Raw genomic sequence first — 15954 nt, 5'->3', positions numbered from 1 at the left:
GCCGTCACCGCTGGATCTCCCACCGCTGTCCGGCCAGGAACTCGGCCACCGCCTTGTCCACGGCCTCCTGGTCGGTACCCATGGCTCGCAGGACGCCGAGGTAGTCGCGATTGGTGCGATACACCTCGTGCCGCTCGCCGATCTCCCGGAGCGGGCGGTACGTCAACCGCACCCCGTCGACGGTCAGTTCGGCGGCAGCGGGGGCGACGGTCAGCATCCCGGCGCTCTCGGCGCAGGGATACTCCAGTCGAGCCGCGCCGTCACGTCGTGCTCCCAGGTCCGCGGGCAGGCGCTCACCCAGGTGCGTACGCAGGATGTGTTCGAAGAGCGGGATCTCCAGCAGGCGTGCCAGCAGTAGATCGCACTGGTCGCCGATGGCGCGGTAGTTGACTTCGATGATCCGCGCCCGGCCCTCGTGGACCACGAATTCGGTGTGGCAGGCGCCGAACCCCACTCCGAGCGTGTCGAGTTGGGCCAGCACCTGGGCGACGACCGGCTCGGGATGGGCCGCGACGAAGGTGAGCCGCTCCTCGACGAAGTGCGGCGGTGGTGACACCTTGGTGTGGAAGCCGCCGAGGACATGGCGGACGTGACCGTCGCCGAGCGTCTCCAGGGTGTACAGCTCACCCGGCAGATACTCCTCGACGACCAGGGCGGCCCCCGGGCGACGGCCGCGGATCTCCGTGCAGCGTGCCACCAGTTCCCCGGGACCGTCGACGAGTACGACGTCCTCGCTGGCCACGCCCTCGCGCGGCTTGACGACACAGGGGTACGGGAGGTCGAGGGCGGCCAGGCCCGCGGGATCGGTGACTTCGGTCGACCACACGGTGTCCGCGCCGAGGGAGGTGAGATGGCGACGCATCTCGGCCTTGTCCTTGGTGCGCAAGGTGGCCCGCCAGTCCTTGCCGGAGAGGCCGAAGTAGTCGGCGGCCAGGGCGGCCTGGGTCTGCAGATGGTCGCTGTTGGTGAAGACCGCGTCGGGGCGGTGATGAGTCGAGATCCGGGTGACGACGGCGCGGAAGTCGCGTACGTCGCACTCAAGGATCTCGATCTCCGGATACGCGCTCCGGTGGGCGTCCGGCTGGTCGGTGAGGAGCGTGATGTCCAGGCCGAGCCGCGCGGCGGCGGGCAGGAACCCTTCGGTGACGGAGTCGGTCGGGTTGAGGGCCAGGAGGTACATACGCATGCGAGGGGACAAGAGGTGACAACTTCCGCTCGTGGGTGGGGGGTGAGGGGCGGGCCCTGGATGCCGGGCCCGCCCCTAGGGCCCTTCTGATGGATCTCCGCGGCGTCGCGACGCCCGGCACGCACGCTCGCCGCACGGCGCGAAGGGCCAGGTGGCTCCGCCACATGACCCTCCACACCGCACGCCGATCGCACGCACCGACCGCCGCTTCTTCTCCCACGGAGATCCATCAGAAGGGCCCTAGCGGCGGGAGTTACTTCTTCGGGAGTGTCACGCCGGCTGCCCTCGCCACGTCGGCGAGCATCTGTTCGGCGGCCTGGACTCCGATGCCGGACATCCAGGTCTCGTCCGGCACCTCGAAGACCTTGTCGTTCTTGACGGCGGCCAGGTCCTTCCAGACCGGGTTGGAGACGACGTCCTTCTTCTGGGTCTTGTCCTCGGCGTCGGCGGCGGTGACGAAGATCAGGTCGGCGTCCGCCTGGTCGATCTGCTCGGGGCTGACGTCCTTCATCGTGACCTCCGGGTCGTCGGAGATCTGCGTCTTCGGACGCTGGAGGCCGATGTCGTCGAGGACGACGCCGCTGTAGGAGTTGGACTGGTAGAGGCGGGTCGGCCCGGCGATGAAGCGCACGACGGAGGCGGTCGGCATGGTGCCGCCGTCCTTCTTCTTGATGGCCTCGCCGAGCGCCTTGGCCCGAGTCTCGTACTCCTTGAGCTTCGCGGCCGCGTCGGTCTCCAGGCCGAGCGCCTCGGCGTGGACCTTCAGGTTCTCCTTCCAGACACCGCCGGTGGTCTCGGTGAAGACGGTCGGGGCGATGGCGCTCAGCTTGTCGTAGACCTTCTCGTGCCGGACCTTGGAGGACAGGATCAGGTCGGGCTTCAGCGAGGCGATGAGTTCGAGGTTCGGCTCAAGAAGCGGACCGACGTCCTTCGTACCGTCCAACTCGCCCTTGAGGTACGCCGGGAAGCCGCCCTCGGTCTTGAAGTGCGGGGCGACGGCGCCGACCGGGTCGATGCCCAGCAGGGTGACGTCGTCGAGCTCACCGGTGTCGAGCACGACCACACGCTTCGGCTGGGCGGGGATCTTGACGTCGCCCATCACGGTCTTGAGGGTGCGTGGGAACGCGGCGCCGTCCGCGACGGGCTTCGCCGCGCTGCTCGTGCCGGACGAGTCGTCGCTGCCGCAGGCGGCCAGCACCGCGGTGCCGAGCACGACGGCGAGCAGCAGCGAGAGGAGTCTGCCGATTCCGCGCAGGGGAGATCGCTTGAGCATGGGGTGTTCGTCTTTCTCGTAGGTGTGCGTCATGGGTGTGACTCATGGGTGCGCGGACGACAAGGTGTGGTCGGTACACATGCCATGAGCGGTGGCGCGCGGGTGCGCGCGGTGGGTCAGGCGGTCGTGGTGGTGCGCCGTGTCGCGCTGCTCCTGGGGACGACCAGCGGTGTGCCGGTCTCCGGGTCGGGGATGACCCGGCAGTCCACGTCGAACACGGATCTGACCAGCTCCGCGTCGAGCACGTCGGCCGGTGGGCCGGCGGCGGCGAGGCGGCCGTCCTTGAGGACCACCATGTGGTCCGCGTAGCGGGCGGCCTGTCCGAGGTCGTGCAGCACCATCACCACGGTGCGGCCGGCCTCGGCGTGCAGGGCGGCGACCAGGTCGAGGACGTCGAGCTGGTGCCGAAGATCGAGGAAAGTGGTCGGCTCGTCGAGGAGCAGCAGCTCGGTGTCCTGCGCCAGCGCCAGCGCGATCCAGGCGCGCTGCCGTTGCCCGCCGGAGAGCTGGTCGACGCTCTGGTCGCGCAGTGCGGTGGTGCCGGTGCGTTCCAACGCCTCCTCCACCGCCTTCTGGTCGGCCGTCGACCAGGGGCTGAGCAGCCGTTGATGGGGATAGCGGCCCAGTCGTACGAGCGCTTCGACTGTGATCGCCTCCGGGGTGACCGGCTGCTGCGGAAGCAGTCCCATCCGGCGGGCGAGCGTCCGCGCGGAGAGGCGGTGGATGTCGGCGCCGTCCAGGGCCACGGTCCCGGCGGCCGGTGCGAGCAGCCGGCTCAGACCGCGCAACAGGGTGGACTTGCCACAGGCGTTGGGCCCGACGATCGCGGTGACCGCACCGCCGGGCAGCGTCAGGTCGAGTCCGCCGACCACGAGCCGGTCGCCGTAGCGCAGGTCCAGCCCCCGCGTGGACAGTTGGTTGGTCGTGCTCATGCGTGGCTCCTGTGGACGGGCTTGCTCTGACGGAACATCAGCACCAGCAGGAAGGGGGCGCCGAGGGTGGCGGTGACCGCTCCGACCGGCAGTCCGTTCACCGGCACGAGGTGCTGCACCACGAGGTCGGAGGCGAGCAGCAGTACGGCTCCGGTGAGGGAGCCCAGCGCCAGGGTGGCGGCGGTCGGCGGGCCGGTGACGAACCGCACGATGTGCGGCACGGCCAGCGCCACGAAGGTGACGGGACCGGCGAGCGCGGCGGCCAGCGAGGCCAACGTGACTGCCAGGAAGAGGAGTTGGAGGCGCGCGGTGGAGGTGTTGAGACCCAGTGCGCCCGCCGAGTCGTCGCCCAGGTCGAGCACGGCGAGTCTGCGGTGCATGACGAGGGCGACGGCGAGCACGAGGACCATGGCACCGCCCGCGCCCCACACCTCGGCCCACGTGCGCCCGTACACCGAGCCGGTGGTCCACTGCAGTGCCGAGCCGGCCAGTTCGGCCGGGAACCGCACGATCATCAGGTTCACCGCGGCGGCGAGACCCGCCTGGACCGCGAGTCCGGTGAGCACGAGCCGGGTGACGGCGAGACCGGAGCGCCACGCGAAGACCCCGAGCAGCAGCGCCGCCACCAGGCCGCCGGTCAGCGCGCCGACCGGGATCAGCGTCTGTGAGGCGCCGGCCGCGAGCAGCGCGACCGCGCCGAGCGACGCGCCGCCTGTCACCCCCATGACATCGGGGGAGGCCAGGGGGTTGCGGAACAGCCGTTGCAGAACGCAGCCCGCCGCTCCGAGTCCGGCACCGGCGACGATGGCCGCGACCGCCCGCGGCGCGCGGAACTCGCGCACCACGAGGACGTCATCGGGGTCGCCGGCGCCGACAAGGGCTCGCAGGGCAGTGGCCGGGGGAATCCGCATCTCGCCGGTCGCCAGAGAGACGGTCAGCAGCACGAAGAGGGCGGCGAGACCGCAGACGCCGAACACCAGGACACGCCTGCGCGTCCGGGCCGCGGCACGTCCGCCGACGGCCGTGTACGTGAGGGTCATCGGGCCACCTTCCGGGCCAGGAGCGCCAGCAGCGGCGCGCCCAGGAAGGCGGTCACGATGCCGACTTCGAGCTCGGAGGGCCGTACGACCAGCCGTCCGAGGACATCGGCCGCGAGCAGCAGCAGCGGACCCGCGACCAGGCAGGCGGGCACCAGCATCCGGTGGTCACTGCCGACGAGCGGGCGTACGAGATGGGGTGCGGCGAGGCCGATGAAGGCGACGGGCCCGGCCACGGCGACCGCGGACCCGGCGAGCAGGACCACGGCGATGCCCCCGGCCAGCCGGATCCGCGCCACCGGCACACCCAGCGCCTGGGCCGAATCGTCGCCCAGCGCAAGGGCGTTGAGAGCGGGGGAGACGGCCAGCGCGAGGAGCAGACCGAGCACGAGGGTCGGCAGGACGGGCCAGAGCACGTCGAGCGTGCGACCGGCGAGCGATCCGGCCAGCCAGAAGCGGGCCTCGTCCAGGGTGCGCTGACTGGCCAGCATCACCGCGGACGTCCAGGACAGCAGCACGAGTTGGAGCACGGTCCCGCCGAGCGCGAGCCGTACGGGATCGATGTCACCGGCCCGCCGCGCCAGCGCCTGGGCGAACACCGCGGCGCCTGCCGCTCCCGCGAACGCGAACCACATGTACTCGGCGGGGCTGTTCAGGTGCAGGACGTAGATGGCGACCACGACCGCGAAGCCCGCACCGGCGTTGATGCCGAGGGTCGTCGGCGAGGCCAGTGGATTGCGCGTGATGCCCTGCGCGACCGCCCCGGCGACCCCGAGCGCGGCACCCACCGCGAGCCCGATGACGGTACGCGGCAGCCGCAGCCCCGTCACCACGAGCGCGTCGCGCCCGTGGGCGTCGCCGAACAGCGCGCCGGCCACGGTCGACAGGGGCACGGAGCGGGCTCCGAGGGCAAGGCTCAGGGCGGCGCAGAGCACCAGGGCTCCGACACCGAGGAGGAACACGGGTATGTGCCGGAGGGCACGTGGGGGCACACCCGTAGGTGCGGCCCGTTCGGTCGCAGTCACAGTTAGTGAGCTTAGGTTAGGCATGCTTTACTTTTCAACCAGCTATGGATGGGCTGTGACGTGCGCCTCCCTTGATCGTTGCTTCAGGGGTGCGATCACACGCTGCTGTCGGTGATCTCTATACTAAGGTAAGCCTTACCTGCTTTGCTCGCTTCGCCCCCCATGCACAGGAGTACCGATGACCGTGGCCGTGGAGACTCTGTCGGCCGGTGCGGCCGCGTCCGTGTCCGGCCTGCTCGCGGGCACGTACCGGCAACTGGGGGAAGTGTGCGAGGCGTTGACCGTTCGAGTCGCCGACCCGGATTCGGCCGTCACTCAAACGGGCGTCAGTGGAGCGGAGTTGACGAAGGATCAGGAGGCCCTGGACGCTTTCCTCCTGGCCGAGACCGCCCGCACCCAGGACCGCTACGACCACACCCCGCGCCGGGACGTCGCCGCCTCGCGAGCCCTCCACGACTACGCGTGGTCCGTCGGGCTGCTGATGAGCGGCGTCTGGTACCTCACGGGACGGGTGCCGCGTGTCCGCCCCGAAGACGTACGGCTGGACCTGACGACCGGCGTGTTCGAGATCAGTCCCCGCTCGGACCTGACCTGCCTCCCGGGCGACCCGGTAGCCGCACTCCCCGGCGCGCTGACGGCCCCTCACGAGGAGGCTCTGCGTGCCGAGTTGAGGGTGGCCGTCGCCGATCACATGGAACCGCTGCTCTCCGCGATCGCCCCGCACATCCGGCGCGGCCCGCGCGCCCTGTGGGGCATGGTCACCGACGACCTCGTCTCCGGCATCTGGTACCTCGGCCGCATGCTCGGCCAGGAACCCGACGCCGTCCGGGCGGCCACCGCGCTCCTGCCCTCGGCCGTCGCGCCCTTTCCTGGCGGAGCGGACTTCCGCCGGCTCACCGGCAGCGACGGCCGGCAGCACACCACCCGCACCCGCATGGGCTGCTGCATGTACTACACGATCCGCCCCGACGAGGCCTGCGCCACCTGCCCCCGCACCTGCGACGCCGAACGGCTGCGCCGGATCGAGGGCTGAGCCCCGTCACACGCCCGGCTCCATCACACGCCCGGATCCGTCACGAGGGTGGCTGTCCGCCGCACGAGCGGCACCGGCGCGGAGGGCGCCCGCGTTCCGTCCCGCGTACGGTGGTCTGAGGCGGCCGGCCCATGTCTCACGACAGGAGACGCGCGATGAGCGGCGAACCGACCTTCTTCGAAATCGGCGTGGCCGACCCCGAGCGGGGCCGCGCCTTCTACGGATCCCTCCTCGGCTGGACCTTCGAACCCGGCACGTCCGAGGGCGGAGGCTTCGCCGTCACCACCGGCGGAGTACCGGGCGGAATGCACGGCGGCGACGCCGGAGCCTCCCCCTACCTCTTCTTCAGGGTGGACGACCTCGACGCCGCCGTCGCCCGGGTCCGTGAGCTGGGCGGCACCGTGGAAGACCCGGGCGACGGCGGCGACAGCGAGGAGTCGGCCGCACGCTTCGGCCGCTTCAAACTGTGCCGCGACGACCAGGGCTCCGCCTTCGGACTCCACGAGCCGCCGAAGTGACCCTTCAGGAGACCGACGGCACCACCCGTACGTCGGCGGCGCGCACAAACGCCACCCGGTGCCCGAACTGGATCTCGTAGTACATGTCCTTGCCGCGCACCACCCGGTGCGGTGCCGTGTCGAAGGTCGGCGCGTAGAAGTACTCGCCCGGCACCTTGTCGCCCGCCGAGTACTTCTGCCCCTTGAGCAGCTTGTACGGCAGGGGCGAGACCTCCTGGACGGGCACGCCCGCCGGATAGGCCGCCTTCTCCGGGTACGCGCGTCCGTACACGGGGATCTCGGTCAGCCCGGCCTTCGGTGTCACGACGGGACCGCTCGCGTTCACCGCCGTCGGCTGCTTCGCCGGATTCTTGAACCACGCCTTCTGGCCGAGATACCAGATCGCGGTCCAGTCGCCGTCGCGCCCGGCGACCGCGTACCGCTGGCCCGTGGAGACACGTGAACCCACGTCGTTCACGTCGATCGTGGAGTCCTCGCCCTTGGGCCGCAGACCGATGTCCTTGACGAGCGGCGCGTCCGAGCGCGGCTGCGTGTGCAGCCGCACGGCGCTGGAACCGTGCGCCGCGCACGGTTCACCCTTGGTGACGCAGCCCGTGAACTTCGGCTTGTGCTTGCTGAATTGGGGCAGCACGGTCACGAGCCCGCCCTTCGCTCCCGCGGTGGCGTGCAGCGGCTTGCCCAGCAGGGTGAAGTAGTGCCGCCAGTCCCAGTACGGGCCCGGGTCCGTGTGCATCCCGGGGATGTTCGCCGTCGTCGTTCCCGGCACGGTGTCGTGCCCGAGGATGTGCTGCCGGTCCAGCGGGATGCCGTACTTCTTCGCCAGGTACGTCACCAGCCGCGCCGACGACCGGTACATCGCCTCCGTGTACCAGGCGTCCGGCGCCGCGAGGAACCCCTCGTGCTCCAGGCCGATCGACTTGGCGTTCACATACCAGTTGCCCGCGTGCCAGGCCACGTCCTTGGCCTTCACATGCTGGGCGATGTGCCCGTCGGTGGAGCGCAGGGTGTACTGCCACGACACATAGGTGGGGTCCTTCACCATGTTGAGGACGCCTTCCCAGGCGCCCTCCGTGTCGTGCACGACGATGTACTTGATGCTCTGGGACTTGGGCCGGTTGCCGAGGTCGTGGTTGCCGTAGTCGCCGTCGCCGAACTCCTGGTACGGCGCCGGGATCCACTCGCAGGACACGGTCGCCGGGCACTCGGTGCCGGCCGCGCGCGCCGCCCGCAGTCCCGTCCCGCCCAACTGTTGTGTGACAGGCCGCAGTTGAGGCTGGGCCGCGAGCGCGACCTGCTGGCCCGCATCCGTCGTGCGGTGCTCACCGCGGCGGATCACGTCGAAGACGTCCTCGGCGTACGTCGCCGCCGTCGCCGTGTCGTCGGCACCCGAGTAGCGTGCCACCGCCCCGTACCAGTCGGCCGCATTGCCGCTGAGCGGCTCACCGAGCTGCTTCTGGGCGGCGGCCAGCAGCGCGGCACCGCCGGCGACGTTGGCGGCCGCGTCCGTACGCAGCCGCTCTGCGGGGATGCCGGTGAGTTCGGCCGCCTTCGTCAACGTCTTGAGACGGGCGGGGAGTTGGGTGTTCTCCGGGACCTTGGTGTCGGGTAGCAGCGGCGCGCGTGAGTCGTCGCCTCGCGCGTCCTCCGTACCCTCGCCGTGGTGCGGTGCCACCGTCCGGGCGATCGCGGTGCGGGCGTCCGTCAGATGCATGGGGCCGTAGCCGCCGGTGACACTCGGCGCCCCGCCGTGCGCGTCCCAGCGGGACTGCAGGTAGGAGACGGCGAGGAGGACACTCCGCGGTACGCGGTACTGGGCGGCCGCGTCGGTGAACGAGCTCTGCAGACGCGCGGAGGACGTCCGGGCGCCGCTGTCGGACGGGGCCGCGCCGAGCAGTGGCAGGAGCAGGGCCGCCGAGGCGACGGCGCCGGCCGTTCTGCGTGCGCGTCTGTGCCCGGTGGAGGGGCTGGGGTCGGTGGGGGATCCTCGCAAAGCAGGCCTCCTGGGACGATCGGTCGCGATGGTGCGTGCGGGGCCGGGCGTGCGTCAGTGGTACCGGCTCCCCGACGATCCGTCAATCATGCCCAGAGACAGTTGATTTCCCATGTCAGCGGCGGGTGTCGCGGGTTTCGCGGCGACGGCGACCCGGCCTGCGAGGCGTCAGTGGAGTGGACCTGTGGCCTGTTCGGGTGAACGTCCCTCAACGGAGGAGTACCGGGCGCGAGTGGCTGCCCGGACATGACGAAGGTCCGCGGTGCGCCCTGTACTGCCGGGCGCACCGCGGACCACCATCCCCGTCAGCGAGTGCCGACCGCCGCTCGGACGGCCTTGCGGGCCATCTGACAGTCGTCGTGCAGCCGCCTCAGCAGCAGCCGCTGTTCCTCGCCGGACGGCGCAGCACCCGGGTGGGCCGGTCCCGGTGCCGCCGGGGTCGTCTCGTGCATCGACCGCTGCACGGCCGTCTCGTACGTACGGATCTCCCTGGTGACGACGAGCATGAGATTCACCAGGAACGCGTCACGCGCCGCGGGTCCCGCCGACTGCGCGAGCTGGCTGATCTGCCGCCGGGCGACAGGCGCGTCCCCGAGAACCGTCCACAGCGTCGCCAGGTCGTACCCCGGCAGATACCAGCCCGCATGCTCCCAGTCCACCAGCACTGGACCGGCCGGTGACAGGAGAATGTTGGACAGGAGAGCGTCGCCGTGGCAGAACTGGCCCATGCCCTGGCGGCCCGCCGAGTACGCGATGCCGTGCACCAGCTTCTGCAGATCGCCCATGTCCCGGTCGGTGAGCAACCCCAGCTCGTGATACCGGGAGATCCGGGCCGCGTAGTCCAGCGGGGCGTGGAACGTCCCCGCCGGGGGCCGCCACGCGTTGAGCCGGCAGACCGCGCCGAGTGCCGCCCTGATGTCCGCGCGGGGCGGGGACTCCACCGGGTGCCGCTGCAGTGCCGCCACCCGTCCCGGCATCCGCTCGATCACCAGTGTGCAGTTGTCCGGGTCCGCCGCGATCAGGCGCGGCACCCGCACCGGGGGCCGGTGCCGCACGAACGAGCGGTACGCCGCTATTTCATGACGGATCCGCTCGGTCCACACCGGGGAGTGGTCCAGTAAACACTTGGCGACGGCGGTGCTGCGCCCGGTCGTGCCGACCAGGAGTACGGAGCGGCCGCTGCGGCGCAGCACCTGCACCGGAGAGAACTCCGGACAGATCCGGTGCACCGACGCGATCGCCGTGCGCAACTGCGCCCCCTGGGGGCCGGACAGGTCGAGTCTCCCGCTGAGCGGTTGCGTGCCGAGCCCCGGTACGCGCCGGGACCGACCGGCACCGAGCACGGGAGCCGCCCCCGGACGTGCGGGGTCGAGGTATGGGCCGCTGCCGACCGGGCGGGCGTGCAGTGACCGGGGCGGAGCGGACACGGAGGACGATGCTGCGTACATGGGCGAAACAGATCCCTTCGTGTGCCTGCAAGTTGCTGCGCTACCCGCCCCGGCCGCCCTGGTGCACCCTGGGGAGTGTCCCTTCGGCGACCGGGTCGGGGTGGCGCTTTCCTACCTGACACCCGATGCCCAGTGGCACACCATCTGGCGTGCCCTGGCGAACCCTGGCGAATAGTCGCTCAGCAACTGACAGACGGTTAGTGTCAACTCAGCCGAGAACCTGGGGGCTTGACGTGAGCGGACAACCCAACACCCGCCTTTCGGACCTGTTCGGCCTGGCCGGCTGGTCCAAGGGGGAACTCGCGAGGATGGTCAACCGGCAGGCGGCGGCCATGGGCCACCCCCAGCTGGCGACGGACACCTCAAGGGTGCGGCGGTGGATCGACATGGGAGAGATCCCGCGCGATCCGGTGCCGCGAGTGCTGGCAGCACTGTTCACCGAGCGTCTCGGCCGTGTCGTGACCATCGAGGATCTCGGTCTGGTCCGGCACGGGCGCACGGGGAAACGGCAGGGCGGCGGGAGTGTGGAACATCCCGACGGTATGCCGTGGGCGCCCGAGCGGACTGCCGCGGTCCTCACCGAATTCACGGGAATGGACCTCATGCTCAACCGACGCGGCTTGGTGGGCGCGGGCGCCGCGCTCGCCGCCGGATCCGCTATCAGCAGCGCCATGCAGGACTGGCTGCACTCCGATCCGGCCCTCGCGGCCGACGCCCCTGACATCGACGATCCCCTGCACGCCGACCCCGCTGGGTTCGACCGCTACGAGGCCGCCCCCATCGGGTCGCAGGAGATCGAGGAACTGGAGCGCTCGGTCGAGGTGTTCCGGGCCTGGGACGCGGCCCGCGGGGGCGGACTGCAACGCAAGGCTGTCGTGGGACAGCTCAACGAGGTGGGAGGCATGCTCTCCTACCGACACCCCGACCATCTGCAGCGGCGCCTGTGGGGCGTCGCCGCCAACCTCGCCGTCCTCGCGGGCTGGATGTCGCACGACGTCGGCCTGGAGCCCACGGCCCAGAAGTACTTCATCATCGCCGCGCACGCGGCCCGAGAAGGCGGTGACCGGCCCCGCGCGGGCGAGGCGCTCTCCCGAGCGGCCCGCCAGATGGTGCACCTGGGCCGGCCCGACGACGCACTCGACCTCATGAAGCTCGCCAATTCGGGATCGGGCGACGAGGTCCTGCCGCGCACCCAGGCCATGCTCCACACCATCGAGGCCTGGGCACAGGCGTCGCTGGGCAAGGGCCAGGCCATGCGGCGCACCCTGGGGGAGGCGGAGGACCTCTTCGTCTCGGACAAGGGTGACGTGCCGCCGCCGAGTTGGATGCAGCTGTTCGACGAGGCGGACATGCACGGGATGCAGGCCCTGGCCTACCGGACGCTCGCGGAGCACGACCCGTCCGCGGCCGCCGTCGCGCAGAGCCACGCCAAGGAAGCCCTGGAGCTGCGGCAGAAGGGCCGGGACCGGTCGAAGATCTTCGACCACATCTCGCTCGCGTCCGCCTGCTTCATCGCCGACGACCCCGAACAGGCCGACCGGTACGCACGCCTGGCCCTGACGTCGATGGGCTCGAACTCCTCCCACCGCACCTGGGACCGGCTGCGTGAGATGTACCGGCTGACGGGGCAGTACTCCAGCTATCCGAAGATCAACGAACTGCGTGAGGAGATCAAACTGGCGCTGCCCAAGGGCTCGTTGAAGGCCAGGGGCGGCAACAGCACACGGGCATAGGGGGCCTGTGCGGCTGTTCACCGCCGTCGGCCTGTGCTGCTCGCGTGCTGTCGGGTGTCGCGCTCGCGTCGCGTGGCAACCCCGACGATGTCAGGTTGCGACCCTGGCGATCAGTACGCAGGCGTCGTCCTCGCGCTCCGTCTCGCCGAACTCCTCCACGACCATCCGTACGCAGTCCTGTGCGGCGCGTGCCTCGCCGAAGCGGGGGGCCAGGTCGAGGAGACGGCTGACGGCCGTGGTGTCGCCTCCACTCTCGGCTTCGCTCGAGTCGGGGGACTCCCATGACTGGGACCGGGGGGACACCCATCGCCGGGGCACCAGCCCGTCGGTGTGAAGGAGGAGCAGGTCGCCCGGTTCGAGCGTCTCCTCGGCCTGTCCGTAGACAGCGCCGGAGGTGGCGCCGAGCAGGACGCCGTCCGGCGGCGCGAGCATGCGCCCCGTCCCGTTGCGGAACAGCAGTGGGGCGGGGTGTCCTGCCTGCGCCCAGGTCAGCGTGCGGCTCTCGGGCCGGTAGCGGCAGCACACCGCGCTGCCCAGGGCCGGCTGGACCGAGGCGTCGAGTAACTGGTTGAGCCACGCCATGAGCTGTCCGGGTTCGGTACCCGCCACGGCCATACCACGCAGGGCGCCGATCATCATCGCCATGCCCGAGGTGACGGTCACACCGCGGCCGGTGAGGTCACCGACGCTCAACAGCGTGTCCCCACCAGGCAGTTCGAGTGCGTCGTACCAGTCGCCGCCGATGAGCGCGCTCGTCGAGGACGGCAGATAGCGGGCGGCCAGGTCCAGTGTCTCCGGTCCCTGGCGCGGCAGCCGCAGGGAGCCGCGCCACGGCGGCAGCACGGCCTCCTGCAACTCGACCGCGAGCCGGCGCTCGGTCTGCGCGAAGTGCCGTTGGTGCTGCAGGGAGTCACGGGTCTCACTGACCGTCCGCTGGCTGCGGCGCAGCTCGCTGACGTCTCTCAGGACCGCCCACATCGAGGCGGTGCTGCCGTCCGTGTCGAGCACGGGCTCACCCATCACGTGCACGGTCCGTACGTCGCCGTCGGGCCGGACGATGCGGAACTCGCCGTCGATCGGCTTGGCGTCGATGAGGCAGTCCGTGACCATCGCCGTCAGCCTCGGCCGGTCCTGTTCCAGCACCACGGAGGGCAGTTCGTCGAGGGTGAGCGGGGGAGCGGCGGGGTCACGGCCGAGGATCTGGTAGAGCTCGCCGGACCAATTCGCCTCGTCCGTCAGCAGGTTCCACTCGGCGCTGCCTACCCGGCTGAGCAGAGAGCCGTTCCGGGGTGCGCCCGGCACGGCCCGTACGGCGGGAGCCGCCGCCTCGTGCTCGACGGGAACGGCCGGCGGTCCGTCCCTCAACTGTGCCAAGTGCTCGTCGAGATCGCTGAGTTGATGCATCGCCAGATCGCACAGAGCGCGCTGCCAGCGCCCCTCCGGGTCCGTGCCGTCGGCCGGCGCGTCGCGCCGTACGGCGTCCACCTCGCCCCGCAGCCGACGCGTCTGCGAAATGAGCGCGTCGACCGAGCCGCGCGGGGGCGGCTGGGCGGCAGGGTGGTCCGCCGAGAGATGGGACGGCATGACGTACTCCGATACAGGCACGGTACGACCAAGGCTGAAGGAAGGACCGGTTACGACTGTCGCACAGCCCGCGACGCGCTGTAAGGGATTTGGCAACACGCGACGCGGTGGTGCCACTGACATATGTCGGAGTCCTTGCGGCGGACGCGAGCGGGGCGTATTCGGAACGCGGACCGACCGGTCAAGTCATAGACAGGATAGGTGAGTTGATGGAGTGACGGGAGCGGTTACGGCTCACTCAATCGTATGTTCGGCGAGCGTATGTGCGGTGCTCGGTCGAGGTTTCGCCGCGTCGGCGCCGCCGGGCTCTGTGTCAGTACCGCTGGGCCTTGACCAGTTTCGGTGTCAGCACCGGCTCGGCGGGCTTGCGGCTGATGGCGAGCGGCTGTGCGCGCTCGCCCGGGGCGAGGTCCTCTGCGCCGACGAACCTCGTCTCCACCGTCTTGCCGGCGGAATCGAGGAAGTCGACCCGCACGGCGTACGAGGCCCGCGCGTCGGTCTTGTTGGTGATGCTCACGACGACGGCGAGCAGGCCGCCGGTCTCGGACCTGGGCTTGCCGGTCATGGAGACGTCGGACATCGCGTTGCCCTGGCCGTCGACGTCCCTGAGCTCGTTCTCCGCCGCCTCGTTGGCCCGGGCGACCTCCGCCGACACGGACGCCTCGAAGGAGGACGCCGCGGCCGAGGCGGAGGAAGCCGCCGCTGAGGCCCGGGCGCGTGCGGACTCGACGGCCGACTCGTTGACGGAGGGAGCCGTACCCGAGAAGGACGCGGTGTCGGGAGGGGACGGCCGTTCGCTGAAGGACGGGTCCGAACCGCCGGAGTCGCTGTCGGTGCCGCACGCCGCGAGCGTGCTCATGGCCGCGGCGATCGCCGCCAGTGCGACGGCAGCCGAACGAGTCCTGCCCGGCCGGCGGGGGCCACGGGGCGGCGGTGTGTTCATCGCGCGCTGTCCTTGCTGTCGGTGCCTGGTCGATCACTGCCGGGTCGGTCGACGAAATGAACCTTATGCCGGATGTTCCGGCGAGGCATTTCGGATCCGCCGGGCGCCAGTCACTCGCCCCGCACCGGGTCTGCCGCTTTCGCGGTCAGTAGCGCAGCACTCCGGCGATGCCCTCCGCGTTGCCGAGCGTGCCGTCCAGGACGAAGCGGACCTGTGCGCCGGTGTCCAGGCACTGTTCGACGATCTCGTCGCGGGCGTCCAGGTCGTCGGAGTCGGCCGGGACGAGATGGTCGCCGCCGTCGTCGCGTACGGTCACGCGGTAGTTCTCCTCGACGGCCAGCAGCCGGACCCGGCCAGCGGTCGCGTTCTGCCAGACCTCGTCGACGCCGGCCGCGAACGCCCTCCGGCCCTTGGCAGTTTCGAGTTCCCGCGCCACGGTGTCGGCGCTCTTGCGGTCCTCGGCGGTGACCAAGGGGCCGACCACCTGCCGCACGGCGTCGGCGCCGGCGTGCGCGAGACCGCCGTGCGCGATGTGGACGGCGTCCTTGGTGGCGGTGCCGACCTCGTCGAGAAGGGAGAGTGCGGCCTGCTCGCCGGTGACGTACACCGGTCGCGGGTCGCCGCGCAGCACACTGGCGAGGAGGGTGTCGCCGTCCCGCAGGAAGTGGCGGGTCCGCTCGTCGCGGAAGGTGCTCGGCAGGTCGCCGACGCGTTCCTTGCGCTCGGCGTCCGGGTCGTCCAGGCTCCGCGTCAGCGGGAAGCCGGCCGCCTCGGACTCGACGACGTGCTCTCCGCCGCCGCTCCACAGGGAGATGCGGTCCGCCGAGACGGTCAGTACCCAGAACGGACGCTCGGCGGCCTGTGCGGCGACGAGGTTGCGGGTCAGGAAGGTGTCCGAGAGTACGACGCGCTCCGGCACGGTCCGGGCCAGCGACCACACCTGGTGTTCCCCGGGAGCGGCGAAGATCGCGAGACCGTCCTCGGCGTGCGCCAGATCGACCTCCGCGAGCGCCTGCTCCAGCTGCCCGACGACATCCAGCCGCAGTTCACGGGTGACCGCGGGGTCGGATTCCAACTGCTTCTTCGCCGCGGCCACGACGTTGCGCAGCCGGACGGGATCCTGCGCCTTGTCGGGCTCGCGGCGATGGGTCGGAGTGAGCACCGACACGGCCGGGTAGGGCCGCGGGCGGCGCAGCTCGGTAAGCGTGGTGGGGCTCAGAACATGCTCCATATATGCACCATATGACCGAAT

Annotated in this window: 13 protein-coding genes; 3 read left to right on the top strand and 10 right to left on the bottom strand. The window is 70.8% G+C overall.

The annotated features are described in order from the left end of the window. Positions 1-4: 4 nt before the first annotated feature. The 5 genes from ACH4YP_RS28155 to ACH4YP_RS28135 all read right to left on the bottom strand — a co-directional run bounded on the left by ACH4YP_RS28155 (position 5) and on the right by ACH4YP_RS28135 (position 5477). Complete coding sequence (locus tag ACH4YP_RS28155; RefSeq protein ID WP_398493241.1) at positions 5-1186, bottom strand: acetyl-CoA carboxylase biotin carboxylase subunit family protein; 1182 nt, start codon at positions 1184-1186, stop codon at positions 5-7. Positions 1187-1439: 253 nt separating this feature from the next. Further along, complete coding sequence (locus ACH4YP_RS28150; protein WP_398493407.1) at positions 1440-2459, bottom strand: ABC transporter substrate-binding protein; 1020 nt, start codon at positions 2457-2459, stop codon at positions 1440-1442. A 116-nt stretch (positions 2460-2575) separates the two neighbouring features. Next, entirely contained in the window at positions 2576-3391 is an 816-nt protein-coding gene (locus ACH4YP_RS28145; RefSeq protein WP_398493239.1) for an ABC transporter ATP-binding protein, read from the bottom strand. Continuing rightward, a complete protein-coding gene (locus ACH4YP_RS28140; protein WP_398493238.1) occupies positions 3388-4431 on the bottom strand; it encodes a FecCD family ABC transporter permease in 1044 nt (347 codons plus the stop codon). Before ACH4YP_RS28140 ends, ACH4YP_RS28145 begins: the two co-directional genes overlap by 4 nt. Beyond that, positions 4428-5477: a FecCD family ABC transporter permease gene (locus ACH4YP_RS28135; RefSeq protein WP_398493236.1), complete on the bottom strand. Its 1050-nt coding sequence runs from the start codon at positions 5475-5477 to the stop codon at positions 4428-4430. Before ACH4YP_RS28135 ends, ACH4YP_RS28140 begins: the two co-directional genes overlap by 4 nt. 154 nt (positions 5478-5631) lie before the next feature. Between ACH4YP_RS28135 and ACH4YP_RS28130 the strand changes: the two genes are divergently transcribed. After that, complete coding sequence (locus ACH4YP_RS28130; RefSeq protein ID WP_361053596.1) at positions 5632-6486, top strand: (2Fe-2S)-binding protein; 855 nt, start codon at positions 5632-5634, stop codon at positions 6484-6486. A 155-nt stretch (positions 6487-6641) separates the two neighbouring features. Beyond that, the gene (locus ACH4YP_RS28125) at positions 6642-7004 is read left to right on the top strand and encodes a VOC family protein (protein ID WP_361053599.1); all 363 of its coding nucleotides are present in this window, start codon (positions 6642-6644) and stop codon (positions 7002-7004) included. A 4-nt stretch (positions 7005-7008) separates the two neighbouring features. On the opposite strand, the gene ACH4YP_RS28120 is transcribed toward ACH4YP_RS28125, so the two are convergent. Both ACH4YP_RS28120 and ACH4YP_RS28115 read right to left on the bottom strand, forming a co-directional pair. Further along, positions 7009-8994: an N-acetylmuramoyl-L-alanine amidase gene (locus tag ACH4YP_RS28120; RefSeq protein ID WP_398493233.1), complete on the bottom strand. Its 1986-nt coding sequence runs from the start codon at positions 8992-8994 to the stop codon at positions 7009-7011. Positions 8995-9299: 305 nt separating this feature from the next. Next, positions 9300-10442, bottom strand: a complete 1143-nt coding sequence (locus tag ACH4YP_RS28115) for an aminoglycoside phosphotransferase family protein (protein WP_361053604.1) — start codon at positions 10440-10442, stop codon at positions 9300-9302. A 233-nt stretch (positions 10443-10675) separates the two neighbouring features. Between ACH4YP_RS28115 and ACH4YP_RS28110 the strand changes: the two genes are divergently transcribed. Then, positions 10676-12175: a hypothetical protein gene (locus ACH4YP_RS28110; RefSeq protein ID WP_361053607.1), complete on the top strand. Its 1500-nt coding sequence runs from the start codon at positions 10676-10678 to the stop codon at positions 12173-12175. A gap of 90 nt (positions 12176-12265) precedes the next feature. On the opposite strand, the gene ACH4YP_RS28105 is transcribed toward ACH4YP_RS28110, so the two are convergent. The 3 genes from ACH4YP_RS28105 to ACH4YP_RS28095 all read right to left on the bottom strand — a co-directional run bounded on the left by ACH4YP_RS28105 (position 12266) and on the right by ACH4YP_RS28095 (position 15933). Further along, complete coding sequence (locus ACH4YP_RS28105) at positions 12266-13759, bottom strand: PP2C family protein-serine/threonine phosphatase (RefSeq protein ID WP_398493231.1); 1494 nt, start codon at positions 13757-13759, stop codon at positions 12266-12268. 313 nt (positions 13760-14072) lie between these two features. Then, positions 14073-14702 (bottom strand): FxLYD domain-containing protein, encoded by a 630-nt coding sequence (locus ACH4YP_RS28100; RefSeq protein ID WP_361053613.1) that lies wholly within the window; start codon positions 14700-14702, stop codon positions 14073-14075. A 145-nt stretch (positions 14703-14847) separates the two neighbouring features. Further along, positions 14848-15933 (bottom strand): chemotaxis protein, encoded by a 1086-nt coding sequence (locus ACH4YP_RS28095; RefSeq protein WP_398493230.1) that lies wholly within the window; start codon positions 15931-15933, stop codon positions 14848-14850. Positions 15934-15954 lie beyond the last annotated feature (21 nt).

Source organism: Streptomyces sp. NPDC020747, from assembly GCF_044334695.1.
In the GTDB taxonomy this organism is placed as follows: Bacteria; Actinomycetota; Actinomycetes; order Streptomycetales; family Streptomycetaceae; genus Streptomyces.
This window is presented reverse-complemented; position numbering and strand designations above follow the sequence as displayed.